This window comes from Rahnella victoriana (genome assembly GCF_004330295.1).
Classification (GTDB): Bacteria; Pseudomonadota; Gammaproteobacteria; order Enterobacterales; family Enterobacteriaceae; genus Rahnella; species Rahnella victoriana.
Genome location: NZ_SJOJ01000040.1, coordinates 1 through 23,132 on the forward strand (window position 1 = coordinate 1; position 23,132 = coordinate 23,132).

The following is a 23,132-nucleotide window of genomic DNA, read 5'->3' on the forward strand; positions in this document are numbered from 1 at the left end:
GCAGGGGAGGGAGTGAACGTTTTTAACCTGAAAATAATCTCACATCGCTTTTTTTTATTTCAATGATAAAAATGACCCCCTCATTTATTGAAAATGATTTACCGGTTGATGGCGCCGTTTCTTTCTTATGACTAATTTTTTGAAGGCAGGGGCAATGGAATAATGCCCACCTTCGGAATTCATCACAGGAGAGGCATTTTGAAATCAATCATTAAATTCAGCGTCGCGATAGTGATTGTCGTGATGGCAATAAGCGGGTGTTCCACCCATCAGTACGACGCGACGTTAGATAATCAGATTACCGATTTCGAAATGAAAGCTGACCGGCAATTTGTGACCTGGACGGCGCAGGCAATGGCAGACGATACGCAGCCCGCTGCGCCGGTTGTTGCCTGCCAGGCTGCGCCCGTGGCGGCAGGGCAAACGCTTTCACTGATTTCTTCCCTTTCTGCACCTGACAGTCAGTTCTTCAATTCCGCTGAAACCGATCTGGCGCTGATTGAATCCCGCACCAAAGCCTTAAATAACAATCCTGCAATTGACCAGCAGATATTCGGCCTGAGAAATATCTTCTATCAGATTAAATATAAAAGGCAGCATTGTTCGCAACAGGATTCTCCGGCGTATATCGCTATTCAGCGTAAACAGGTTTCCGTGATTATGCAGTCAATGCTGACGTATGAACGGGTATTAAAAAATGGCTAAGGCACATCGCAACAATAATAAAGGTGAACAGGATGAGTGATATTTTTGATTTAAGAGACCGCGCAATCAATGCGGCAAAAGCTTCTCTGGGCGCAAACTGGAATACGGTGGCAAGCAGTGCCGTCCCGCAGATTGAAGCCTTACTTCAGCTGACATGGGAGATTGAAAAGGGCAAAGGCAGTTTCCGTTCTGGGGAATATGAATCTTTGCTGGCGACGCAAAAATCCACTTTCGTGGCGGTGCTGACCACCTATGAAACGATCAGCGCAGAGATAGCCTGGCAGGCGCTGAATGCGGTCTTTGACGTGATTTTGAGCGGCGTGCGCAACGTCCTGTAAAAACGATCTTCAGGCGGGCGGGTCTAAAATTATCTTTATCGATAACCATTTTCATTTAGACTGACGGACTTGCCCGCCTCCGGGCCGTTTCTATGAGGATGCATGATGCTCCGCCGTTTCTTCTCTTATTACGTGCCTTATAAAAAGCTGTTCTTTCTTGATTTCGGGTGCGCCATTCTGGCCGGGTTGCTGGAACTGGGCTTTCCGATGGCCATCAAAACCTTCATCGACACACTTTTGCCTGCCCATGACTGGGTGCTGATCATCGGGGCGACGGTCGGTCTGTTGCTGATCTACCTGTTCAATACCGCGCTGATGGCTATCGTCAACTACTGGGGACATGCGCTGGGCGTCGGCATTGAAACGGATATGCGTCGTCAGGCATTCAGCCATTTACAGAAACTGTCTTTCCGTTATTACGACAATACGAAAACCGGTCACATCATTACCCACGTCACCAAAGATCTGGAAGAAGTGGGCGAGGTGGCGCATCACGGGCCGGAAGATGTGTTTATCGCGGTGATGACCTTTATCGGCGCGTTTATCCTGATGGCGACGGTACATGTGCAACTGGCGCTGATGACCATCATTATTGTCCCGGCGATGACCTGGATGGTGAGCCGTTACGGGGCGCAGATGACCGAAACCTGGCGGCGTCTGTTCGGGCAGGTGGGGAATTTCAACGCACGTATAGAAGAAAGCATCGGCGGTATTCGTGTGGTGAAAGCCTTTGCCAACGAAGAACATGAGCAAAAACTGTTTGCCTCGGATAACGACAACTACCGTACCACCAAGCTGAAAGCCTATCAGATCATGACCGCCAGCCTGACGCTCAGCTACCTGAGTACCCGTCTGGTTCAGCTGATCGTGATGGTCGCCGGTACCTGGTACGTGATTAATGACCAGCTGACCTACGGCGGATTCGTCGGATTCCTGCTGCTGGTGGAAGTGTTCTTCCGTCCGGTGGCGAAAATCAGTTCGGTGCTGGAAAGCTATCCGAAAGGAATTGCCGGGTTTAAACGCTTTACCCAACTGATCGACACCGCGCCGGATATCGTTGACCGGCCTGGCGCGCAGGTGGTCAGCCATTTACGTGGCGATATCCGTTACGACAACGTGGTGTTCGGTTATACGCCTGCCAGCAAAATCCTCAACGGCATCTCGCTGACCATCAATGCCGGTGAAACGCTGGCGTTTGTCGGGCCTTCCGGCGCGGGCAAAACCACATTGTGCTCGCTGCTGCCACGTTTTTACGAACTGGACAGCGGCAGCATTACCATCGATGGCATTGATATCCGCGACATGACGCAAACTTCGCTGCGCCATAACATCGGCATCGTGCAGCAGGATGTCTTCCTGTTCGGCGGCACCATTCGCGAAAACATTGCTTACGGCAAACTGGATGCCAGCGAAGAAGACATCCGTCTGGCCGCCAGCCGTGCGCGACTCGATGAGGTGATCGACGCACTGCCGCTGGGGATGGACACGGTGATTGGTGAGCGGGGCGTGAAACTCTCCGGCGGGCAGAAACAGCGTCTGTCCATTGCGCGCATTTTCCTCAAGAATCCGCCGATCCTGATCCTCGATGAAGCGACTTCCGCACTGGATACGGCCACCGAGCAGGCGATTCAGCAATCGCTGGCCGAGCTTTCGGAAGGGCGTACCACGCTGGTGATTGCCCATCGTCTGGCGACGATTCAGAACGCCGACCGCATTATCGTGGTCGACAAAGAAGGCATTGTTGAGCAGGGCACTCACGATTCCCTGCTGGCCCTTCAGGGGCGTTACGCACAACTTCACGCCGCGCAGTTCCGCTAACTTTCTTTTAATCACCTCATTTTGTCCTCTCTTTACACAGAGAGGACATGTGCAAATGTCTTCTCATAAAATCCGCAAAGCCCGTATTGAATAAAAATAACGCAAACCGGTCATATTTAAATAACCGGTTTTGTTCAAACCAATCACGGGCGTCATTATTATTTCATTTGATTTGTGTTTATTTTGTTCGATGCTTTTAACAAAATTCCGAAATAAGAAAAAATGGCGTAGTACAAAAATCTTATGGCTGCATTTTCTATTAATGAGATAATGAACTTCCCCGCGAAATCATTACCCTGCTATGCACTATTTAAATGCAACCCTTCTTTTTCTCTCCTTAATTCATTAACGATTGTTAACAGAAAAAAACCTTTTGATAAAGGTGATCTGGCCTGCAACTCCTTTACAAAATGAAAGACGGTTTGCACCAAAAAGAGGCGATGCACCATGATTGTGCAAAACGTTATGCGAAAACCGCATATAATCAGGGGTTTAGCGCCTTATGATAGAAACATTATGTTACATCTCTTTACGTGAAAAAGACTTATTGAGGCGAACTTTTCCATTTTAACTTTTCGTGCTCAGTGTTAAGGTTCAAATCGTTTTACAGACAGACGTATTTTAAAACATGTACAAATACTCACAGCCCGATATCTAAAAGCGGGCATGAGAACTCCTTTATAAAAAAATCAAGGAAACTTAAATAATGATGAAGCGCAGTGTGTTGGCCTTAGCGGTCTCTTTAATTGCAGTGGGATCTACCGCAAATGCAGCCGAAATTTATAATAAAGACGGTAATAAACTGGACCTGTACGGTCGCGTAACCGCTAAGCATTATTTCACTGATGATTCAAGTTCAGAAGGCGACAAAACCTATGCGCGTCTGGGCTTTAAAGGTGAAACACAAATTAATGACACACTGACCGGTTATGGCCAGTGGGAATACAACATTCAGGCTAACCACGCAGAATCTCAGGGCGACCTGGGCAACAAAACCCGTCTGGGCTTTGCGGGTCTGAAAATTAAAGACTTCGGGTCTATCGACTACGGCCGTAACTACGGTGTGGTATACGATGCAATCGGCTACACCGATATGCTGCCAGAGTTCGGTGGCGATACCGGCAACTCTGACAACTTCATGGTTGGCCGTTCAAATGGTCTGGCAACTTACCGTAACCAGGACTTCTTCGGTCTGGTCACTGGCCTGAACATTGCCCTGCAATATCAGGGTAAAAACGAAAACGACGGTCGTTCAGCCAGCAAAGCAAACGGCGACGGCTACGGCGCATCCATCGATTATTCTGATATCGCAGGTTCCGGTATCGGTGCCGTTATCGCAGGGTCTTCTTCTGACCGTACGGACGCACAAACCAGCGGCACTTACGGTAAAGGCGACAAAGCATCTGCATGGGCAACGGGTCTGAAATACGACGCTAACCAGGTTTATCTGGCAGCAATGTATAACGAAACACGTAACTCAATGCCAATCACTGTGGGTTCAACCGCTGGCTTCGCTAACAAATCTCAGGGTTATGAGTTTGTGGCTCAGTACCAGTTCGAAAACGGCCTGCGTCCATCCCTGGCTTACGTGCAGTCCAAAGCGAAAGATGTTGAAACCGTCGGTGACGAAGATCTGGTCAAATACGTTGATGTTGGCGCAACTTACTACTTCAACAAAAACATGTACGCCTACGTTGACTATATGATCAACCTGATCGATGACAACAACAAACTGGGTGTGAACTCAGACGACATCGTTGCTGTTGCACTGACTTACCGCTTCTAAGTTAGTGGATTACATTATTACCCCATTCTGTGTCTGAAAAAGGTAATCGCAAAGGCAGAGTTCATTGGCTCTGCCTTTTTTTATGCCTGCGGATCCTGCCTGTTGCCCTCATTTCCTGCCAGTCAAATAACCACAATAAATTCATATAGCTAAACCTATAGCCTGAAGTTATACCCCAGCGCCAAACAAGTATTCGTCAGCCGGTTTCTCCCGTGGAATATTCTCTGCAGCCTTATTAAAACCACACCTAAAAAATATTCCGGAGAAACTGACATGCAGCAAATTCCAAAGCCGTATCTTCTCTTCCTGGGTGATGTGATGGATCCGCTGGCGGCTAAAACGGCGCGCGGTATTCACGTCTGGCGTCCTGAAGCCTGCGTCGGGCAAATCCGTCTGGCGACGGATTCTGTGTCCCTCGGCCTGCCGGATATGGATATCGCCACCGCCAAAGCGCAGGGCGCGAAAACCATGGTGCTTGGCACCGCCAACTCCGGCGGTAAATTACCGGCACACTGGATTGATTCAATCAAAACGGCGATCACTGCCGGGCTGAACGTGGCGAACGGTCTGCATCAGGGGCTGAACGACATTCCTGAGCTGGTCGCTCTGGCCGCAGAACACAACGTGCAGTTGTTTGACGTACGCCACATGCAGCCGGAACTGGATACCGGTACCGGCGAAAAGCGCAGCGGTAAACGCATTCTCACCGTGGGTACTGACTGTTCGGTCGGCAAAATGTACACCTCGCTGGCGCTGGAAGCCGCGATGCGCGAACTGGATCTGAACGCTGATTTCCGCGCGACCGGACAGACCGGCGTGCTGGTGGCCGGTGCCGGTATTGCCATCGATGCGGTGATTGCCGACTTTATCTCCGGTGCCGTCGAAGCCTTGTCTCCGGCCAATGATGACGATCACTGGGACATCATCGAAGGTCAGGGCTCGCTGTATCACCCGTCTTTTGCCGGTGTCAGCATGGGGCTGATCCACGGCGCGCAGGCGCACCTGCTGGTGATGTGTCATGAACTTGGCCGCCCGCATATGCGCCATCTGCCGCATCAGTTTATGCCGACCCTGCGCCAGTGCCTCGACACCAATCTGGCGGCCGCCAGCCTGACCAGCCCGGACGTGCGGCTGGCCGGTTTCTCGCTCAATACTTCCGCCGTCAGTGAAGAAGAAGCCAAAGTCGCGCTGGCAAAAATCAGCGAAGAATTCGGCGTACCGGCCACCGACCCGGTTCGGTTCGGCATCAAAAACATAGCGCTATGGATCAGGGATAACGGCTGATGATGCAGATGACGTTTGAGTCCGTTGAATTGCCGCTGGCCCGGCCGTTTGCGATTTCACGCGGTACCCGTACCGCGGTCACGGTCGTGCGTGTTTTCCTGACCGACGGTGAATTTTCCGCCGTCGGGGAGTGCACGCCGACCGCGCATTATCAGGAATCGCCGCAAAGTGTGTGCGAGCAACTCGACCTTATCCGCCCGCAGGTTGAACAGGGCCTGAGCCGCGAGGCGTTGCAACAGGCATTGCCGATCGGTTCCGCACGCAATGCCCTGGATTGTGCAATGTGGCGTCTGGATGCGGCAAAACAGGGCAAGACCTTGTGGCAACTGCTTGATATGCCAAAGCCTGCGTCAGTCATTACCGCCGAAACCCTGAGTCTGGATTCACTGGAAAACATGGCGAAGGCGGCAGAAGTGGCCGTCGCCGGTGGCGCGCAGTTGCTGAAAATCAAACTCAACCGCGAGCAGATTATCGAGAAAGTGGCCGCTATCCGCGCCGCTGCCCCGCAGGCCACGCTGGTGGTGGATGCGAACGAATCCTGGCTGGGTTTGGATCTCGGCAGTCTGTTTCAGGCACTGCATGAATTCAACGTGGCGATGATTGAACAGCCACTTCCTGCCGGTAATGACCACGATCTGGTGCGTTGTTTGCATCCCATTCCTGTCTGCGCCGACGAAAGCTGCCACGAACGGGCGGATATCGACGGGCTGCGCGACCGCTACGAGATGATCAACATCAAGCTCGATAAATGCGGTGGCCTGACCGAAGCACTGGCGATGACCGACGTGGCTCGTCAGCTTGGCCTGCGCATTATGGTCGGCTGCATGCTCGGTTCTTCCATTGCGATGGAAGCGGCGCTGCCGGTGGCGGTGCAGGCGGAACGTGTCGATCTCGATGGCCCGATCTGGCTGGCACAGGACGCCGAACCGGCATTGCGTTATGAGCACGGTGAAGTCTGGCTTTAACCATTCAACCTATAAAGGAGGCGTTTATTGATGACAGTGCCCATTTTGCAGATTAACGATTTGTCGGTGACATTTTCCGGCCGGCAAGGCAAAACGCAGGCGCTGAAAGGCGTTTCCTTCTCTATTCATAAAGGTGAGGTGGTGGCGGTGGTCGGCGAAAGCGGCTCCGGTAAATCCGTCACCTCACTGAGCGTCATGGGGCTGTTGCCGGATTCGGCACACATTGACGCCGGCAGCATCGAGTTTTTTGGCCGTAACGGCATGCGTCATGCGCTGACCTCGCTGTCGGCTGAATCGCGGCGCAAACTGCGGGGTCAGGAAATGTCGATGATTTTTCAGGAGCCGATGACCTCGCTCAATCCGGTCTTGCGGGTGGGCGATCAGCTGACGGAAGGGCTGCTTGATCACGGCATGGCGAACAAAGCCACCGCGCTGAACAAAGCCCGCGAACTGCTGAAACAGGTGCGCATTCCTGACGTTGACCGCATCCTCAAATGTTATCCGCACGAACTTTCCGGCGGCATGCGTCAGCGTGTGATGATCGCGCAGGCGCTGGCCTGCGATCCGGCGTTGCTGATTGCCGACGAACCCACGACGGCGCTGGATGTCACGGTGCAGGCGCGCATTCTGCAAATTCTGCGTGATCTGCAACAGGGCACTGACATGTCGGTACTGTTTATCACGCACGACATGGGCGTGGTGGCGGAAATCGCTGACCGCGTGGTGGTGATGTATCAGGGCAAAGTGGTGGAGCAGGGCAGCGTGACGGAAATTTTTGCCAACGCGCAGCATCCTTATACCCGTGCGCTGCTGGCCGCGGTGCCGAAACTCGGCGATATGCAGGGGCTGAAATGGCCGCGCCGTTTCCCGCTGTTAGCCGCCAAAGACGCTCAATCTGTTTCATCCGAAAAGCAATCGGTTGCAGGTGATCTCCCTCACATTCCTCCGGCAGAGGACGATCAGAAAACCGCGAATTACGATGCGCCACCGCTACTGGATGTACGCGGACTCCGCGTCTGCTACCCGATCCGCTCCGGCGTATTGTCGCGCGTGACCAAAGAAGTGCACGCCGTGGAACAGATCGACTTCTCCATCTGGCCGGGCGAAACGCTGGCGCTGGTGGGCGAGAGCGGTTGCGGGAAATCCACCACCGGGCGCGCCATCCTGCGGCTGGTGGGCAGCCAATCCGAAAGCATTCATCTTGAAGGCCGGGAAATTACCCTGATGCGCGACACGCCGTTTCAGGCGGTGCGCCGTCAGATCCAGATGGTGTTTCAGGATCCGTATGCCTCGCTCAATCCGCGTCTCACCGTCGGATTTTCCATTGCCGAACCGTTATTACTGCACGGCCTGAAAAAGTCGCTGGCCGATGCCACGCCGGTGGTGAATCAGCTGCTGAAAAGTGTCGGGCTGGAACCCTCCCATGCGCGGCGTTATCCGCACGAATTTTCCGGCGGCCAGCGTCAGCGTATTGCCATCGCGCGCGCAATGGCGTTACAGCCGCAGGTAATTATTGCCGACGAAGCGGTGTCGGCGCTCGATGTGTCGATTCAGGCGCAGGTGGTCAATCTGATGATGGATCTCCAGCGCGATACCGGCGTGGCGTGGCTGTTTATCTCGCATGATATGGCGGTGGTGGAGCGTATCGCCAACCGTGTGGCGGTGATGTACAGCGGGCAGATTGTGGAAATTGGTCCGCGCGACGCCGTCTTCAGTAATCCGCAACATGCCTACACCCGGCGTCTGCTCAGTTCGGTGCCGGTGGCGGATCCGACGCAGCGTGCGTTACGCAATTTTGATGATGTGGAAGTGAAATCGCCGGTGCATCCGGCGGGTGTACAGATAGAAAAACTCAAATATTCCCGCGTCAGTGAACATCACTGGGTCGCACAGGGATAACTCACCTTTCTTTTTTGGGACACACAGGAGAACACCATGCATTCGACCTTACTGCGTAAGAGCCTGCTTGCCGCCGGACTGGCGCTTTGCTTCGCGGCCTCGGCTCAGGCCAAAGATTTGCGTATTTCCATGTATGCTGACGTGACCGGTTTCGACCCGCACGACACCACCGATACCCTGAGTTATTCCATCCAGAGCGGCATTTTTGAACGCCTGTTCCAGTTCGACAGCAAAATGGCCGTCGTGCCGGTGCTGGCGACGGATTACACCAGTAACAGCGATGCCACCGAATTCACCATCAATCTGCGCCACGATGTGACCTTCCAGGATGGCACGCCGTTCAATGCTGATGCGGTAAAAGTTAACCTCGATCGTCTGGCGAATCCGGCTAATCACCTGAAACGCAACTCCCTGTTCAGCATGATCAAATCTGTGGAGGTGATCAGCCCGTATCAGGTCAAAATCACCCTCAACAAACCGTTCGGCGCGATGATCAACACCCTGGCGCACCCGTCAGCGGTCATGCACAGCCCGGCGTCGTTAAAACAATACCCGAACGAACAGGATCTGAGCGTACATCCGGTCGGCACCGGTCCGTTCAAATTTGTCGAATGGCAGCAGGGTAAAGACGTCAAACTGGTGAAATATGACCACTACTGGCAGAAAGGCTGGCCGAAAGTCGATTCAGTGACGCTTTACCCGACGCCGGAAGATTCCACGCAGGTGGCGAAACTGAAATCCGGCGGCGTGGATGCGGTCTATCCGTTGCCGTCCGATCTGGTGGATACCGTGAAAAGCGATCCGAAGCTGGATATCGCGCAGGATCCGGGCATCTATCTGTATTACATCGCTTTCAATACGCAGAAAAAAGAGTTCTCTGATGTGCGCGTCCGTCAGGCGATCAACTACGCCATCGACCGCAATCTGTGGCTGAAAGTCGGTTTCGCGGGGCTGGGATCGCCGTCCACGTCGCCGCTGCCGAAAAACGTTCAGTTCTATCAGAAACAAACCACGCCGGATTACAGCTACAACATCGCCAAAGCCAAAGCACTGATGAAAGAAGCCGGATACGAGAAGGGCTTTGACGTGGAAATGTGGAGCTCAAACAAGACCGACCGTATCCGCAGCGCGCAGTTCCTGAAACAACAACTCTCCCTGATTGGCGTGCGCGTGAAACTGGTGCCGATGGATTCCGGTTCGCTCAACCAGCGTCTGTGGAGCACGCCGAAACCGGCGGATGCGAAAGTGGAGATGTATTACGGCGCATGGTCGGCGTCGACCGGTGACGCGGACTGGGCGCTGCGTCCGCTGTTCGCCACCGAATCCTGGATCCCGTCGGCGTATAACGTCTCTTATTACAGCAACAAACAGGTGGATGCCGCGATCACCGCCGGTCTGCAAACGGCTGACGTCGAAAAACGTAAAGCGGCGTATGCCGACGCGCAAAAACTGCTGTGGGCCGATGCTCCGGTGGCCTATCTCGGCGTGCCGGATAATCTGGTAGGGAAAAGCAAAGATCTTTCCGGCGTCTACATGCTGGCCGACGGCTCGCTGATCTTTAACCAGGCACAGTTTAAGTAATTTTTTTGGCTCCCGGCGCGTAAGCAGATTTTGGTCGGCTCCCTCCCCTGCGAAGGGGAGGGTTGGGGTCCGGTATTAAGGTCAAAAACTGATGTAAAAGAGTGCGTTGACAAAGAGTTAGCCTTTAAAACCCCCTCCCAACCTCCCCCTTCGCAGGGGGAGGAGCAAAGGGCAAAACCAATGTGTTCCGGTCTGCTTCCCCCTTCGCAGGGGGAGGCGCACACCACCATCAATATTCAGGTTCAGGGAAACACTTTTATGCTGACCTATTTTATCCGCCGGATACTGGAAATGATCCCCGTTTTACTGGTGGTGTCGTTACTGGTTTTCGGCTTTATCAAGCTGCTGCCGGGTGACCCTGCGCGTATTTACGCCGGTCAGGATGCGCCGATTGAGGCGGTTGAGTCAGCACGGCAACTGCTTGGCCTGAACGATCCGCTGCCTGCGCAGTACTGGCACTGGCTGGATGGCATGGTGCATGGCGATCTGGGCACGACGTACCGCACGCGTCAGCCGGTGTTAAGTGTGATTGAAAGCGGCTTTATGCCCACGTTGTTGCTGGCGCTGGCGGGCTTCGCGTGGTCGGTGGTGCTCGGTCTGGTGATTGGCGTGGTGTCGGCGCTCAAACGCGGGAAATGGCAGGACTGGACACTGATGAGTATGGCGGTCGGCGGAATTTCCATGCCGCCGTTCTGGCTCGGATTGCTTCTGATCCAGTTTGTCGCCATGCCGTTCGGGATCTTCGCCGTCAGCGGCTTTAATTCGCCCGCCGACATTATCTTACCGGCAATCACCCTCGGTTCGTCAGTGGCGGCGGTGATGGCGCGCTTCACCCGTTCGGCGTTTCTCGATGTGGCGCAGGAAGATTATGTGCGCACCGCCAATGCCAAAGGATTACGTGCGCGGCGGGTGACGTGGAAGCACATCATGCGCAATGCGCTGATCCCGATTATCACCATGCTTGGCTTGCAGTTTGGCTTTCTGCTCGGTGGTTCGATTATCGTCGAAAGCGTGTTCAGCTGGCCGGGGCTGGGCTGGTTACTGATCGAATCCATCAAGACGCAGGATCAGCCGGTGATCCAGGCGCTGGTGATGCTGTTTGTGTTTGAATTTATTCTGATAAACCTGCTGGTTGACCTGCTTTACGCTGTGGTCAATCCGGCAATCCGTCTGCGTTAGGAGCTGCTCATGACCGATCCTGTCTCTGTGCTGGAAGAAACCACACCGGCTGCGGTAGCCTCGCAAAACGATGATATCCGTTCGCCGTGGTACGACTTTTTTCATACCTTTATCCGTCATCCGATGGCGCTGGTCTCAGGCGGATTTATTCTGCTGCTGGTGCTTGTGGCGATATTCGCGCCGTGGCTGGCCCCTTTCGACCCGATGACGCCGGACTGGATGGCGCTCGGCGTCGGACCCACGCCGGAGCACTGGTTTGGCACGGACGACTTGGGGCGTGATGTTCTCAGCCGTATCATTTATGGCGCGCGGATCTCCCTGTACGTCGGCATTTTCTCAGTGACGCTGGGGATGATCGCTGGCGTGTTACTCGGCTTGCTGGCAGGGTATTACGGTCGCTGGCTTGATATGCTGATCATGCGCGGCTCCGACGTGCTGTTTGCCTTTCCCGGCATGTTGCTGGCGATCGCGGTGGTCGCGATCCTCGGGCCGGGGCTGAACAACGTGATCATCGCGGTCGCGGTATTCAGCGTACCGGTGTTTGCCCGCATCGTGCGCGCCGCCACGTTATCGATTAAACAAAGTGCTTACGTCGAAGCGGTGCGTTGCGTTGGCGCTCCGGACCGGGTGGTGATTTTGCGCCATATCCTGCCGGGCACGCTGTCGAACGTGATCGTCTATTTCACCATGCGCATCGGCACCAGCATTCTGACCGCCGCCAGCCTGAGTTTTATCGGTCTGGGGCCGGAGCCGGACGTGCCGGAGTGGGGCAATATTCTGGCGATGAGCCGCAATATGATGATGGCGGGCAAATGGAACGTCAGCGTGTTCCCGGGGCTGGCGATATTCCTCACGGTTCTGGCATTTAATCTGCTCGGCGATGCGCTGCGTGACACGCTGGATCCTAAACTGAAAAAGTAATCGTCCTGAACAGATGAAACGGAAAACTGATGCATCCGCAACAACATAACGATGAATTTCAGCAGCAGGCGCTGTCTGCCTTGCTGCAACGCTGGCGCACCGCGCGTCAGATTTTCCGCCCGCGATTTCCCTGCGGCGCGACCAATAGCATCACCGACGTCGCCGGAGTGACCGTCGGTCACAGCACACTGTCGGCGGGGGATGTGCAGACCGGCGTCACCGCCATAGTGCCGCCCGGCGACAATCTTTATGAAAAACCGCTGCCATGCGGTGTGGCGGTGCTTAATGGTTTCGCCAAACCGATGGGGCTGATTCAGGTGACGGAGCTGGGGGAACTGCAAACGCCGGTGCTGCTCAGCAATACTTTTGCCACCGGCACCTTGTTCAATGCGCTGGTGAAACGCAGCTGTCAGCAGTTTCCGCAGATTGGCCGCCCGGACGCCACCATTAATCCGGTGATCCTCGAGTGCAACGATTTCTATTTAAACGATATTCAGGCGATGGCGGTCAGTGAAGACGACGCGCTGACCGCACTCGACGGCGCGACAAAAACCTTCGCCCGTGGCAGCGTGGGGGCAGGACGCGGCATGAGTTGCTTCGGTTTAAAAGGCGGCATCGGCACCGCCTCGCGCTGGTGCGAAACCCTCAACGCGACACTAGGCATCCTGGTGCTGGCCAATTTTGGCAAACTCTCAGAACTGACGCTCGACGGCGTGCGGGCAGGCGAGGCCATCGGCGCAATACTGCCGCAACTCGCCCCGCAGGTGGATGCCGGTTCAGTGATTATTGTCATGGCCTGCGACCGTTATCTCGACAGCCGTCAGCTCGGACGTATCGCCAAACGCGCCGGTGCCGGGTTAGGACGGCTGGGCAGTTACTGGGGGCACGGTTCAGGGGATATCGCGCTGGCGTTTTCCACCCAACGTGACGGTGTCACATTACCGGATGCCGAACTGGAACCTTTACTGGCGCTGGCGGCAGATGCCACAGAACAGGCTATTATTGATGCCTTGATGAGTGCAGAAACCGTCTGCGGATTCGACGGACATTACCGGCTGGGGTTGAGTGAAATTCTGGACGCTCTGGCAAACCAAGAAGGGAACGACTGATGAAAGTGTTTATCTCTGCGGATATTGAAGGTATTGCAGGCGTGATGCGCCCGGAACAGTGCAGCCCGGGCAATGCCGATTACGACGCTGCCCGTGCGCTGATGGAAGGGGAAGTCAACGCCGCCATCGACGGCGCTTTTGCCGGTGGCGCGATGGAAGTGACGGTGGCCGACAGCCACGCGATGATGCAAAACCTGCGTGCCGATAAAATCGACCCGCGTGCCCGTCTGGTACAGGGCAAACCGCGCGGATTGTCGATGGTCGAAGGGTTGCAGCAACAGCAATACGACGGCCTGATGTTTGTCGGCTATCACACTGCCGCGGGCGAAAACGGCGTACTGGCGCACACCATTAATGGCCGCGCCTTTTACCGCGTTAAACTCAACGGCAACGTGGTCGGCGAAAGCGACTTATATGCCGCTGCCGGTGCGGAACTTAACGTTCCATTGTGGCTGGTGACCGGCGACGATCACCTCGAAACCTGGATCCGCCGTTATTACCCTGAATCGCAATATGTCTGCGTCAAACGGGCGATTTCCGCCAATGCGGCCGAGTCTGACAGCCCGTCTATCGCCTGTGCCAAAATCCGCAAACAGGCGACGATTGCCGTCAGCAAACCCGCACCGCTGACCGCCGCAAGATTCAGCGCGCCTTATCATCTTGAGCTGATGACCGCCAGACCGGTGCTGGCGGATTTATTCTGCCTGATCCCCGGTGTGGAGCGTCTCGATGCCGTCACCGTGGGTTATCACAGCCCGACGGTCGCCGGGATTATCAGCCTGTTAAGTGCCTTCTCGTACTTAGCGACCACGCAGAAATAGGGCCGCAATGCGCTTACGCCACATCGAAGTGTTTCAGGCGGTCTTACAGGCAGGCAGCGTCAGCGGCGCGGCGCGCCTGCTCAATGTGTCGCAACCCAACGTCAGCCGCGTACTGAATCACGCGGAGCAGCAACTGGGCTTCACGTTGTTTGACCGCACGCCGCAGGGATTAATCGTGACGCCGGAAGGGCGGCGGTTAATGCCGGAAGTCGAGGCGCTGTTCAGCCATATTCAGGCCATCGGCGAACTGGCGGAACAGTTACGCCAGGGCGAAGGCCAGCACGTGCGAATCGGCTCGGCACATGCTCTCGGTCACAGCGTGATGGCGCCGGTGCTGGTGGATTTTCGCCGCCAGACGCCCGGCGGCAGTGTCGAACTGGTGACCGGACATTTCAACACCCTGAGTCAGGATCTGCTGCAATACAAAATGGATTTCGCGCTGGCATTTGGCGAGCAGGCCACGCAGGAACTGGTGGCCGAGTCGATTTATCAGGGCAACATGGTGGCGCTGTTACCAAAAGATTCAGCCGTCGAAGGGCCGGTCTCACTGGCGTGGTTATGTGAAAACGACCTGCTGATGTTGCAGCAACAGGATCCGCTGGGTCAGGTGCTCAACCGCGTCCTGCGCGAAAACGGACTGATGCCGCATTCGGCGCTGTTCATCAAAACCTACTCGGTGATCGCCGACATGGTGCTGGCAGGCGGCGGTGTCGGTGTGGTCGATACCTTTACCGCCCGGCGGTATGTCGATCAGCTGAAGATTGTGCCGGTGGTGGAACCGCTGCCGTTTGAGGTGATTCTGCTGAGCAGGCGGGACCAGCCGGCCTCGCAGGCTTCGAACCGGCTGAAACAACTGATCCGGAGTAAGCTGTGGGATCTCAGAATTCAGGGCGTCTGAGCCTTACTCCCTCCCCCTTCGCAGGGGGAGGAGCAGAGTCATGGCCGCTTTAGCCCTGTCGTTACGGGCATGCCAAAATCTAATTAATTTTCGCCCCCAGCCTTTCCACTCTCTCTATGGCGGCCCGAATTTCCGCAAACTCCACTTCCCACGGCATGTTCGCCATATCCGGCGTGCTCAGGCTGCGGTCGATAATCACGGCCAGATCTTGCTCTGTCAGCCCCGGTGCGATATGTGCGAGCTGTGTCGGGACGGCACTGGCGCGGGCCAGCGCGATGGCGGTCAGCAGTTCTTCGTCACTGCGTTTTTCCAGTGCCAGCAGGCACAGGTTGCCGTAACCGACCAGCAAACCGTGGGCGACGTGGCGGGTTTTCGGGCAGGCGGTGAAACCTTCGTATAATGCATGGGAAGCGCCGGTGTGCGCGCCGTTACTCATGATGGAGGTCAGTCCGGCGTAGAGGAAAATGGCGTCGAGCACCTGTTCGAGCGCGTTGTTGGCTTTGCCGTCCTGCACCGCAAAACAGGCGTCAGCGGCAAAATGCTCGATGAGCGTGTAGCAGAGTTCACTGTTGGTTCTGGCGACACCTGCCAGACCGGTCAGCTGACTGAGATCGCTGATGGCGCGGTATTCGTACCATTTTGCCAGCGTATCGCCGATGCCCGCCGAGAGCCATTGCAGCGGGGCGGTGGCCAGTAAATCCGCGTCGATGACCGACGCCGCCGGGCCACAGGATAACGGCATCATGTCGCGGAATTCACCGTCCTGATGATAGCGAAACGCCAGTGAAGTCACCGCTGAACAGGTGCCCGCAATGCTCGGCAATGTCACCACCGGAATATTGCAGGTCACGCCCGCGGCTTTGGCAGTATCCAGCGCCTTGCCGCCGCCGGTGGCGATAATCACTTCTACGCCCTGCGTGCGGAACACATCGGCCAGCCGGTTGATCTCTTCCTGACAACAGACGCCGCCAAAAATCTCGCTGCCGAGATAGCTGACCATTTGCTGCTCAAGCTGATCGGCGACTTTCGCCTCGACGCTGGCAATGGCGCGTTTGCCGCCCACTAACATTGCCCGCTGGCCTAAACGTCCGCACATCGCGCCCAGATGTTTAATGGCGCCGCGCCCGCGCAGGACGCTGGCAGGAAATACCAAACGATGGGTGAACATGCATGCCCTCATAAACCGGAGTGTTTTAAGAAGTATAGAAGGCGCGCAGGGGAACGACAGAATATCAGCGGCGGCGCTGATGCACTGCGTCGTGGGTTTTGCGTAAGGCGTCGCGTGCACCGGGCAGACGCTGGGCGATACCGATGAACAGGCAGTCGATCAGCAGCAACTGGCTGGTACGGCTCGCCATCGCGGCGGCACGAAAACCCATCTCGCGGTTGCTGGTTCGCAACACGATATCGGCTTTGCGGGCGAGGGGAGCGCGGCCATTGGCGGTGATCGCCAGCGTGGTTGCGCCTGCGGCTTTTGCCAGGACAAGCGCGTCGATGACATCTGTGGTCTGGCCCGAATGGGAAATCGCCAGCGCGACATCACCCGCGGCAAGCTGACAGGCACTGACCAGACTTTCATCTGTGCTGCCGTAGGTTCTGGCGTCAACGCCGATGCGCCGCAGTTTCTGGCAGAAATCCTGCGCCACCAGCGACGAGGCACCGGCGCCATAAATATCAATCCGCTGCGCCTGTGAAAGAAAACGCACCGCCTGCTCCAGCGTCGCGGCGCTGAGTAACTGCGTGGTTTCGGTGGCGCCTTTGACCTCGAATTCCAGCAACTTTTGCAGGATCTGTTTGGGCGAATCATGGTCGCCAATATCGGCCGCCAGCGGCATGTCGGCGGGCATAGGGCGGGAGGATTCAGCAGCTAAGGCCAGCCGCAACGCCGGATAGCCGCTGAAACCCAGCCGTTTACTGGTGCGCACCACCGTGGCAGTGCTGGTTTCAGCGTATTTCGCCAGTTCCGTCACGCCCATTTTTGCGACCTCCGGCGGATCGCGCAGGATGATGGCGATGATGCGCTTTTCCGCCGGTGAAAAACTGCCCTGTAAGGCATCGAGACGCGACTGTAAGTTGATGTCCTTCATTGCTTATTCGTCCAGATCACGCAGGTGGTCGTCTTTGCGCAGGCTCATCAACGCAAACAGGCTGACCACGCAGGTGGCGACCACGTAATACGCCGGAATATCCAGATTGCCGGTCTCTTTAATCAGGCCGGTGATGATCAGACCCGCACAGCCGGAAAACACCGCATTCGATAAGGAATAAGATAACCCCAGCCCGGTATAACGCACGCGGGTCGGGAACATTTCCGCCAGCATCGCCGGACCGGGACCGGCAATCATGCCGATCGTCGCCCCGGCAATCAGCACCGCAATGCCCTTCGCCAGCAGGCTGCTTTCCGGGTTTTGCAGCAGATGCAGCAGCGGGAAACTCAGCACGATCACCGCGAAAACGGCGATCATCATCACTTTCTTACGGCCAATTTTATCGCTCAGCCAGCCGGAAGGCAGAATCGCCAGCGCAAAGCCGACATTCGCCAGTACCGTCGCCACCAGCGCCTGTAAAAAGGTGGCGTGCAGGGAGGTTTGCAGATAAGACGGCATGACGACCAGGAAGGTATAACCGCCCGCAGACCAGCCCATCATGCGGCCAATCCCCAGCGCGATGGCTTTCGCGGTGGCGACCGCAGAGGCTTTTTCTGCAGTGGTTTTCTGTGCTGTCGGTTCGGCTTTTTTACTGGCAACAAAGGTCGGTGTTTCATCGAGTTTCAGACGCAGATACAACGCCACCAGCCCCATCGGCAGCGCCAGCAGGAACGGAATGCGCCATCCCCAGTCTTTCATTTGCGCTTCCGGTAACCATTGCACCAGGATGGCGACCAGCGCCACGCCGGTCAGCAACCCCAGCGACACGGTAAACGACTGCCACGCGCCATAAATACCGCGTTTGCCTTTCGGCGCAAATTCGGTCATCAGCGACACCGCGCCGCCGAATTCACCGCCCGCAAATAACCCCTGAAACATGCGCATCAGCGTCAGCAGCAGCGGCGCAGCCACGCCAATCTGGGCGTAGGTCGGCAGCAAACCAATGATCGCCGTGGCCAGCGTCATCAGCAGGACGACGGCAATCAGCGTCGGCTTGCGGCCAATGCGATCACCGATGCGGCCAAAAATGATCGCGCCAACCGGGCGGCAGAAAAACGCCAGCGCGAAGGACGCGTAAGTGAGCAGTAAACCGGTCATCCCGGTCTGGCCTTCCAGAGTGAAAAAGTTACCGGCGATCAGCGTCGCCAGATAACCGTAAACGCCGAATTCATACCATTCGATAAAGTTACCCACCGAACCGGCGACGAGCGCGCGGCGTGACTGGCTGGCGGTGGCAGGGGAAATCTGTCCGGTGCGGGTCATCATTAACCTCTTCAGAAAAGGAACATTGTTATAAGAATAGGATGTAAATATTTTTCTAAATTTCTGAGGTTATTATGTCAATAATTTTCATGTATTGAACAAAATTAAAGCGGGAAGTGTGGGGTCAGGCAGGTTTTTTGGCATAAAAAAAGCTGCGCCCCGAAAGGTGCAGCTTGTTGATAAGCGGTGTCGTTACAGCGTGTGGATGTCGATCCCGTCGCCGATATTGCTTTTCTGGTAGTACGCCCGCGGGACTTCGACCTGATACTGCTTGTCTGCGTACGCGACTTCCAGAATAAAACGTTCGTTTTCATAGGATTCCACCGGAATGAACCCAAAGAAACCTTCCGTTACGCTGATCGTCCGGCTGGACGGAATGGCATAACGATGAACAATCCTTGCTCTGAGCGGCTGTTGCTTGCCGGTTAACGTGTTCCATACGCGGTTAACGGGTTGCGCCAGAGAAACCATCACCTCTGAGGCCAGCGAGTTAAGAGCGGAGGGCCAGCTCTTCGGTGTTTTCATAGTCATGATAAATACCTCGTTGGTCTATATAACCCAATTCTTATAATTATCCGCGGCTAAGATCCAATCTTTTTTTACGCTAAGCTTAGTCAGGTTTTGTAAGTGTTTGATTTATTCGGCGACGGTTTTGCGCCTTTTGCCAGATTTGCGTTCTGCTAGCAATAAGGGACAGGAAGGGCACATGGCGTGATCCTCCAGATCGTAGCGCAGGCAGCACTGTTTACGGTATTGCGGGCTGTCGGGGTCGGAAGGGTCTTCGGCGCGCATCGGCTGGAATAACGGATTTTTGCCGCCATTGCGCAGCTCGCGTGATTCCATCAGTTGCATGCCATCCGAGATGTCCGCATGGACCAGTTCGGCCTGCTTCACACCCCAGCCGACGCGGATCGCCGCGTTGCTCCAGTAAATGCCCGGTTTCAGACCGGAAAATTCAGCCAGTGCTTCGCAGACAGGGCGTAAGTGGCGTTCGATCATCACATCAAAGCGTGCCATCGGTTCTGCGGAGATCAGCGCTTCGCCTTCGCCGTCCAGATAAATTTGCGCAGGCAGACCTTCTTCCTGCATGCACAGATAGACGTTTTCAGCGGCGATAGGCAGTTGCCAGCCATGGCGCAGGGACACAATCACCCAGCTTGGCAGCAGGGTGGCGAAATACCATTGTGACCACATCGAAATACGCGCGCGTCGTTTATCGCACACTGCGGCATCGGCCGCATTGGCATCCAGATAGCGTTTAAGCACGCTGGCGCAGCCTTCGGCGGTCATCAGCAGTGACATCGGCACCGCATTGGTCACCAGCGGTGACATCGGTTTGAAAGTATCTGCAACCCAGCTGACCGGCGTTTCGCGGAAACTGTCGAGGAGTGTTTGCATCATTACGTTATGAAAGTCATTCGGCTCGATAAATCATGCGAATAGAGTAACGAATATTAAAGCGGAATAGTAATGATTTCGATTTAGATTGAGGGTTTTTGCCTCCCGCAGTGAAGGGGAGGCGCAGAGGAAGCGTTAGCCGACGACACTGACGCCCGCTTGTTTCAAAATATCACGCACAATCTTTTGTTTGTCATTGCTCAGCGGCAGCGCCGGTTTCAGTGAATACACCGGCATATCGCTGATGACTTGTGAAATAGCGTATTTGATGACGTTGTAGATCGGCGTATCCAGCGTGTAGAGCGGAGGCAGGAATGACAGACGTTGTTGCAGTCCGACGGCGGTGGCGAAATCTTTCTCTTTAAATGCGCGGTAAATTCCGCAGGTCAGTTGCGGGGCAAAGTTGGCGCTGGCGGGGATCGCGCCGTCGCCACCGAGGATCAGCGTACCGAACAGATATTCATCGTACCCGGAGAACACGGCGAAATCCGGGCGCTCCGGTTTCACGGCCTGTATCGTTTCGCGGATATGGTTCAGGCTGTCAACGGTGTCTTTCAGGCCGACAATGTTCGGGCATTCCAGTGCCAGACGTTTGATCAGACTGACGGGCAACGGCTGGCCGGTCAGCCCCGGATAGTTGTACATGATCACCGGCAAACCGGCGCCTTCAGCAATCGTGCGATAATGCAGATATAACGCTTCTTCAGTTATCGGGTTGTAATACGGGTTCACCACCACCACGCCGTCGGCACCGACGCTTTTCGCATGTTGCGCAAAAGCCAGCGTTTCAGCCGTGCCCGGATGCGCCGCACCAATCAATACCGGCACACGTCCGGCAACGTGTTTCGTGCAAAACTCAGCCACCTCATGACGCAGTGCCTGAGACATATGCGCAAACTCCCCCGCGCTGCCGAGGAAAAACAGGCCGTTCACGCCGCCATCAATCGTAAAATCAATCAGACGCGCCATCCCCTGACGGTCAAGTTGCTCATTTTCATTCAGGATCGTTGCGACAGGGGGGATCACGCCATGAAACAGTGGACGGGTCATACATTCGTTCTCCATATGAAAGTGCACAAAACTCAACACTCCATTTATAGAACGCTGTTTCAAATATTTATAGCGATGGGATCGAATTACATAGATTTAGCGAATATTTGGAAGGGAAGTCACAAAGATGGCGGTAACTCCCTCCCCACAGGGCAAATTTCACCTGGGTAGGCGGTGAAACACAGTCAACTCCCTCCCCTGCGAAGGGGAGGGTTGGGGTGGGGTATTAAGGTCAAAAACGGATGTTAAGGTTTGTTTAAACAAGGTGTTAGCCCTTAAAACCCCCTCCCGTCCTCCCCCTTCGCAGGGGGAGGAGCAGGGCAAAACCCGCTTGCGGTGCAGAATGAAACCAGACCTACATCACCAGTGCCTGTCCGTCTTTACGGGATTCGGTGCCTGCCAGATAACCGCCTGCGGGATTGGTGACAATCACCTGCGCGCCGCCAAACGAATGGCCGCTGAGCGGGTCTTCGACGATCAGTTCATGGCCCATGGCGCGCAGTGCCGCCAGCGTGTTGTGGTTGAAGGTGGATTCGATCGCCACCTGACGGCCACCGTTGATCCGCCAGCGTGGCGCATCAATAGCCGCCTGCGGATTTTGCTTATACAGCATCACGCGCAGCGCCAGTTGCAGATGTCCCTGCGCCTGCATCGGGCCGCCCATCAGGCCGAATGACATCAGCGGTTTGCCCGCCGCGTCCTGCGCAAAGGCCGGAATAATGGTGTGCAGCGTGCGTTTGTTCGGCGCGACACAGTTGGCGTGCGTCGGGTCGAGGGTAAATCCGCAGCCACGGTTTTGCATGCTGAGACCGGTGCCCGGCACCACGACGCCGGAACCGAAGCCCATGTAGTTCGACTGAATGAAAGACACCATCATGCCGCTGGAATCAGCCGCCGTCAGATACACGGTGCCGCCGGGACGCGGAGCGCCGTACGTCACGTCGCTGGCCTGGCTGCGGTTAATCAGTTTTGCCCGTTCCGCCAGATACTCGTCATTGAGGAACAGTTGCGGATCGAAGAACATGTGCTCGCTGTCGGTGACGTGCTGATCGAGATCCGCCAGCGCCAGTTTCATCGCTTCAATGCACAGATGCGTGGTTTCGACCGAGTCCACCGGCTGGCTGCCGATATCCAATTTGTCGAGAATGCCCAGTGCGATCAACGTGGCGATACCCTGACCGTTCGGCGGCAGTTCGTGAACCGAGCCGCCCGCAAAAGACTGCTGCATGGTTTCGACCCAGTCGGCTTTGTGATTCGCCAGGTCGTCCAGCGTAAGCGCGCCGCCGTGGGCCTGGCTGTGCGCCACCATTTTTTCTGCCAGTTCGCCGCGATAGAAGGCTTCGCCTTCGGTTTTGGCGATCAGCTCTAACGAATCCGCCAGCGCCGGATTACGGAATATTTCACCGATTTTCGGCGCACGGCCCTCAGGTGCGAAACATTCCATAAAGCCCGGCTGGTTATGCAGTTTTTTGACCGCGATTTCCCACAGACGGCCAATCAGCGGCGAGACCGGAAAACCATTGCGGGCATAATCGATGGCCGGTTGCGCCAGCGTGGTCAGCGGCAGGGTGCCGAAGCGTTTTGCCAGCGCCACCCAGCCGGAGACGGCACCCGGCACCGTGACCGCATCCCAGCCGTAGGTCGGTACCGCGTCCAGACCTTTGGCGGCGAAATATTCCGGCGTCCACGCCGCCGGTGAGCGGCCAGACGCGTTGAGGCCGTGGACTTTTTTGCCGTCCCAGATAATCGCGAACGCATCGCTGCCTGCGCCGTTGCCACTCGGTTCGAGCACGGTCAGCGCAATGGCTGTGGCGATAGCGGCATCGGCGGCGTTGCCGCCCAGCATCAGCATTTTCATCCCCGCCTGTGCGGCCAGCGGCTGCGAGGCACAGACCGCATTGGCCCCCATCATGGTCGGACGCAGGGTTGGATACGCCACGTTAAAATCGTAATTCTCAGACATGTATTCT

The 23,132-nt window shown here is 55.8% G+C and carries 20 protein-coding genes; 13 read left to right on the plus strand and 7 right to left on the minus strand.

Annotation, left to right across the window (positions count from 1 at the left end):
* Nucleotides 1-198 precede the first annotated feature (198 nt).
* The 13 genes from EYY67_RS23130 to EYY67_RS23190 all read left to right on the plus strand — a co-directional run bounded on the left by EYY67_RS23130 (nucleotide 199) and on the right by EYY67_RS23190 (nucleotide 15,304).
* Entirely contained in the window at nucleotides 199-705 is a 507-nt protein-coding gene (locus EYY67_RS23130) for a hypothetical protein (RefSeq protein WP_242675629.1), read from the plus strand.
* A 32-nt stretch (nucleotides 706-737) separates the two neighbouring features.
* Nucleotides 738-1,043: a hypothetical protein gene (locus tag EYY67_RS23135; protein ID WP_131694467.1), complete on the plus strand. Its 306-nt coding sequence runs from the start codon at nucleotides 738-740 to the stop codon at nucleotides 1,041-1,043.
* A gap of 105 nt (nucleotides 1,044-1,148) precedes the next feature.
* A complete protein-coding gene (locus tag EYY67_RS23140) occupies nucleotides 1,149-2,861 on the plus strand; it encodes an ABC transporter ATP-binding protein (protein WP_131694478.1) in 1,713 nt (570 codons plus the stop codon).
* A gap of 706 nt (nucleotides 2,862-3,567) precedes the next feature.
* Nucleotides 3,568-4,647: a porin gene (locus EYY67_RS23145; protein ID WP_119824959.1), complete on the plus strand. Its 1,080-nt coding sequence runs from the start codon at nucleotides 3,568-3,570 to the stop codon at nucleotides 4,645-4,647.
* Nucleotides 4,648-4,920: 273 nt separating this feature from the next.
* Nucleotides 4,921-5,931: an N-acetyltransferase DgcN gene (gene dgcN, locus EYY67_RS23150; RefSeq protein WP_131694468.1), complete on the plus strand. Its 1,011-nt coding sequence runs from the start codon at nucleotides 4,921-4,923 to the stop codon at nucleotides 5,929-5,931.
* Nucleotides 5,931-6,896: an N-acetyl-D-Glu racemase DgcA gene (gene dgcA, locus EYY67_RS23155; protein WP_095922182.1), complete on the plus strand. Its 966-nt coding sequence runs from the start codon at nucleotides 5,931-5,933 to the stop codon at nucleotides 6,894-6,896. The genes dgcN and dgcA overlap by 1 nt, the downstream gene beginning before the upstream one ends.
* 30 nt (nucleotides 6,897-6,926) lie before the next feature.
* The gene (locus EYY67_RS23160; protein WP_131694469.1) at nucleotides 6,927-8,795 is read left to right on the plus strand and encodes an ABC transporter ATP-binding protein; all 1,869 of its coding nucleotides are present in this window, start codon (nucleotides 6,927-6,929) and stop codon (nucleotides 8,793-8,795) included.
* A 36-nt stretch (nucleotides 8,796-8,831) separates the two neighbouring features.
* A complete protein-coding gene (locus EYY67_RS23165; protein WP_131694470.1) occupies nucleotides 8,832-10,376 on the plus strand; it encodes a glutathione ABC transporter substrate-binding protein in 1,545 nt (514 codons plus the stop codon).
* Between the two features lie 258 nt (nucleotides 10,377-10,634).
* Complete coding sequence (locus EYY67_RS23170) at nucleotides 10,635-11,555, plus strand: ABC transporter permease subunit (RefSeq protein WP_119824949.1); 921 nt, start codon at nucleotides 10,635-10,637, stop codon at nucleotides 11,553-11,555.
* A 9-nt stretch (nucleotides 11,556-11,564) separates the two neighbouring features.
* Entirely contained in the window at nucleotides 11,565-12,476 is a 912-nt protein-coding gene (locus EYY67_RS23175) for an ABC transporter permease subunit (protein WP_095922178.1), read from the plus strand.
* 29 nt (nucleotides 12,477-12,505) lie between these two features.
* Entirely contained in the window at nucleotides 12,506-13,585 is a 1,080-nt protein-coding gene (locus EYY67_RS23180) for a DmpA family aminopeptidase (RefSeq protein ID WP_119824944.1), read from the plus strand.
* On the plus strand, nucleotides 13,585-14,406 hold the full coding sequence (locus tag EYY67_RS23185; protein WP_119824942.1) for a M55 family metallopeptidase: 822 nt from the start codon (nucleotides 13,585-13,587) through the stop codon (nucleotides 14,404-14,406). Before EYY67_RS23180 ends, EYY67_RS23185 begins: the two co-directional genes overlap by 1 nt.
* A 7-nt stretch (nucleotides 14,407-14,413) precedes the next feature.
* On the plus strand, nucleotides 14,414-15,304 hold the full coding sequence (locus EYY67_RS23190; protein ID WP_119824941.1) for a LysR family transcriptional regulator: 891 nt from the start codon (nucleotides 14,414-14,416) through the stop codon (nucleotides 15,302-15,304).
* A 79-nt stretch (nucleotides 15,305-15,383) separates the two neighbouring features.
* Here the strand turns inward: EYY67_RS23190 and EYY67_RS23195 are convergent, their stop codons facing one another.
* The 7 genes from EYY67_RS23195 to EYY67_RS23225 all read right to left on the minus strand — a co-directional run bounded on the left by EYY67_RS23195 (nucleotide 15,384) and on the right by EYY67_RS23225 (nucleotide 23,125).
* Nucleotides 15,384-16,472, minus strand: coding sequence for an iron-containing alcohol dehydrogenase family protein (locus tag EYY67_RS23195; RefSeq protein WP_131694471.1), 1,089 nt, complete (start codon nucleotides 16,470-16,472; stop codon nucleotides 15,384-15,386).
* 64 nt (nucleotides 16,473-16,536) lie between these two features.
* On the minus strand, nucleotides 16,537-17,391 hold the full coding sequence (locus tag EYY67_RS23200; protein ID WP_131694472.1) for a MurR/RpiR family transcriptional regulator: 855 nt from the start codon (nucleotides 17,389-17,391) through the stop codon (nucleotides 16,537-16,539).
* Nucleotides 17,392-17,394: 3 nt separating this feature from the next.
* Nucleotides 17,395-18,714 (minus strand): MFS transporter, encoded by a 1,320-nt coding sequence (locus EYY67_RS23205; protein WP_131694480.1) that lies wholly within the window; start codon nucleotides 18,712-18,714, stop codon nucleotides 17,395-17,397.
* Nucleotides 18,715-18,906: 192 nt separating this feature from the next.
* Complete coding sequence (locus EYY67_RS23210; protein ID WP_095922172.1) at nucleotides 18,907-19,245, minus strand: hypothetical protein; 339 nt, start codon at nucleotides 19,243-19,245, stop codon at nucleotides 18,907-18,909.
* Nucleotides 19,246-19,350: 105 nt separating this feature from the next.
* A complete protein-coding gene (gene fhuF / locus EYY67_RS23215; protein ID WP_131694473.1) occupies nucleotides 19,351-20,115 on the minus strand; it encodes a siderophore-iron reductase FhuF in 765 nt (254 codons plus the stop codon).
* Nucleotides 20,116-20,247: 132 nt separating this feature from the next.
* Entirely contained in the window at nucleotides 20,248-21,162 is a 915-nt protein-coding gene (locus EYY67_RS23220) for a dihydrodipicolinate synthase family protein (protein ID WP_131694474.1), read from the minus strand.
* A gap of 355 nt (nucleotides 21,163-21,517) precedes the next feature.
* Nucleotides 21,518-23,125 (minus strand): gamma-glutamyltransferase family protein, encoded by a 1,608-nt coding sequence (locus tag EYY67_RS23225; RefSeq protein WP_131694475.1) that lies wholly within the window; start codon nucleotides 23,123-23,125, stop codon nucleotides 21,518-21,520.
* Nucleotides 23,126-23,132 lie beyond the last annotated feature (7 nt).

Excerpts from the sequence above, each read along its gene's own strand:
- EYY67_RS23135 (WP_131694467.1), top strand. The coding sequence starts at position 738 with ATGAGTGATATTTTTGATTTAAGAGACCGCGCAATCAATGCGGCAAAA.
- EYY67_RS23140 (WP_131694478.1), top strand. The coding sequence starts at position 1,149 with ATGCTCCGCCGTTTCTTCTCTTATTACGTGCCTTATAAAAAGCTGTTC.
- EYY67_RS23145 (WP_119824959.1), top strand. The coding sequence starts at position 3,568 with ATGATGAAGCGCAGTGTGTTGGCCTTAGCGGTCTCTTTAATTGCAGTG.
- dgcN (WP_131694468.1), top strand. The coding sequence starts at position 4,921 with ATGCAGCAAATTCCAAAGCCGTATCTTCTCTTCCTGGGTGATGTGATG.
- dgcA (WP_095922182.1), top strand. The coding sequence starts at position 5,931 with ATGATGCAGATGACGTTTGAGTCCGTTGAATTGCCGCTGGCCCGGCCG.
- EYY67_RS23160 (WP_131694469.1), top strand. The coding sequence starts at position 6,927 with ATGACAGTGCCCATTTTGCAGATTAACGATTTGTCGGTGACATTTTCC.
- EYY67_RS23165 (WP_131694470.1), top strand. The coding sequence starts at position 8,832 with ATGCATTCGACCTTACTGCGTAAGAGCCTGCTTGCCGCCGGACTGGCG.
- EYY67_RS23170 (WP_119824949.1), top strand. The coding sequence starts at position 10,635 with ATGCTGACCTATTTTATCCGCCGGATACTGGAAATGATCCCCGTTTTA.
- EYY67_RS23175 (WP_095922178.1), top strand. The coding sequence starts at position 11,565 with ATGACCGATCCTGTCTCTGTGCTGGAAGAAACCACACCGGCTGCGGTA.
- EYY67_RS23180 (WP_119824944.1), top strand. The coding sequence starts at position 12,506 with ATGCATCCGCAACAACATAACGATGAATTTCAGCAGCAGGCGCTGTCT.
- EYY67_RS23185 (WP_119824942.1), top strand. The coding sequence starts at position 13,585 with ATGAAAGTGTTTATCTCTGCGGATATTGAAGGTATTGCAGGCGTGATG.
- EYY67_RS23190 (WP_119824941.1), top strand. The coding sequence starts at position 14,414 with ATGCGCTTACGCCACATCGAAGTGTTTCAGGCGGTCTTACAGGCAGGC.
- EYY67_RS23195 (WP_131694471.1), bottom strand. The coding sequence starts at position 16,472 with ATGTTCACCCATCGTTTGGTATTTCCTGCCAGCGTCCTGCGCGGGCGC.
- EYY67_RS23200 (WP_131694472.1), bottom strand. The coding sequence starts at position 17,391 with ATGAAGGACATCAACTTACAGTCGCGTCTCGATGCCTTACAGGGCAGT.
- EYY67_RS23205 (WP_131694480.1), bottom strand. The coding sequence starts at position 18,714 with ATGACCCGCACCGGACAGATTTCCCCTGCCACCGCCAGCCAGTCACGC.
- EYY67_RS23210 (WP_095922172.1), bottom strand. The coding sequence starts at position 19,245 with ATGACTATGAAAACACCGAAGAGCTGGCCCTCCGCTCTTAACTCGCTG.
- fhuF (WP_131694473.1), bottom strand. The coding sequence starts at position 20,115 with ATGATGCAAACACTCCTCGACAGTTTCCGCGAAACGCCGGTCAGCTGG.
- EYY67_RS23220 (WP_131694474.1), bottom strand. The coding sequence starts at position 21,162 with ATGACCCGTCCACTGTTTCATGGCGTGATCCCCCCTGTCGCAACGATC.
- EYY67_RS23225 (WP_131694475.1), bottom strand. The coding sequence starts at position 23,125 with ATGTCTGAGAATTACGATTTTAACGTGGCGTATCCAACCCTGCGTCCG.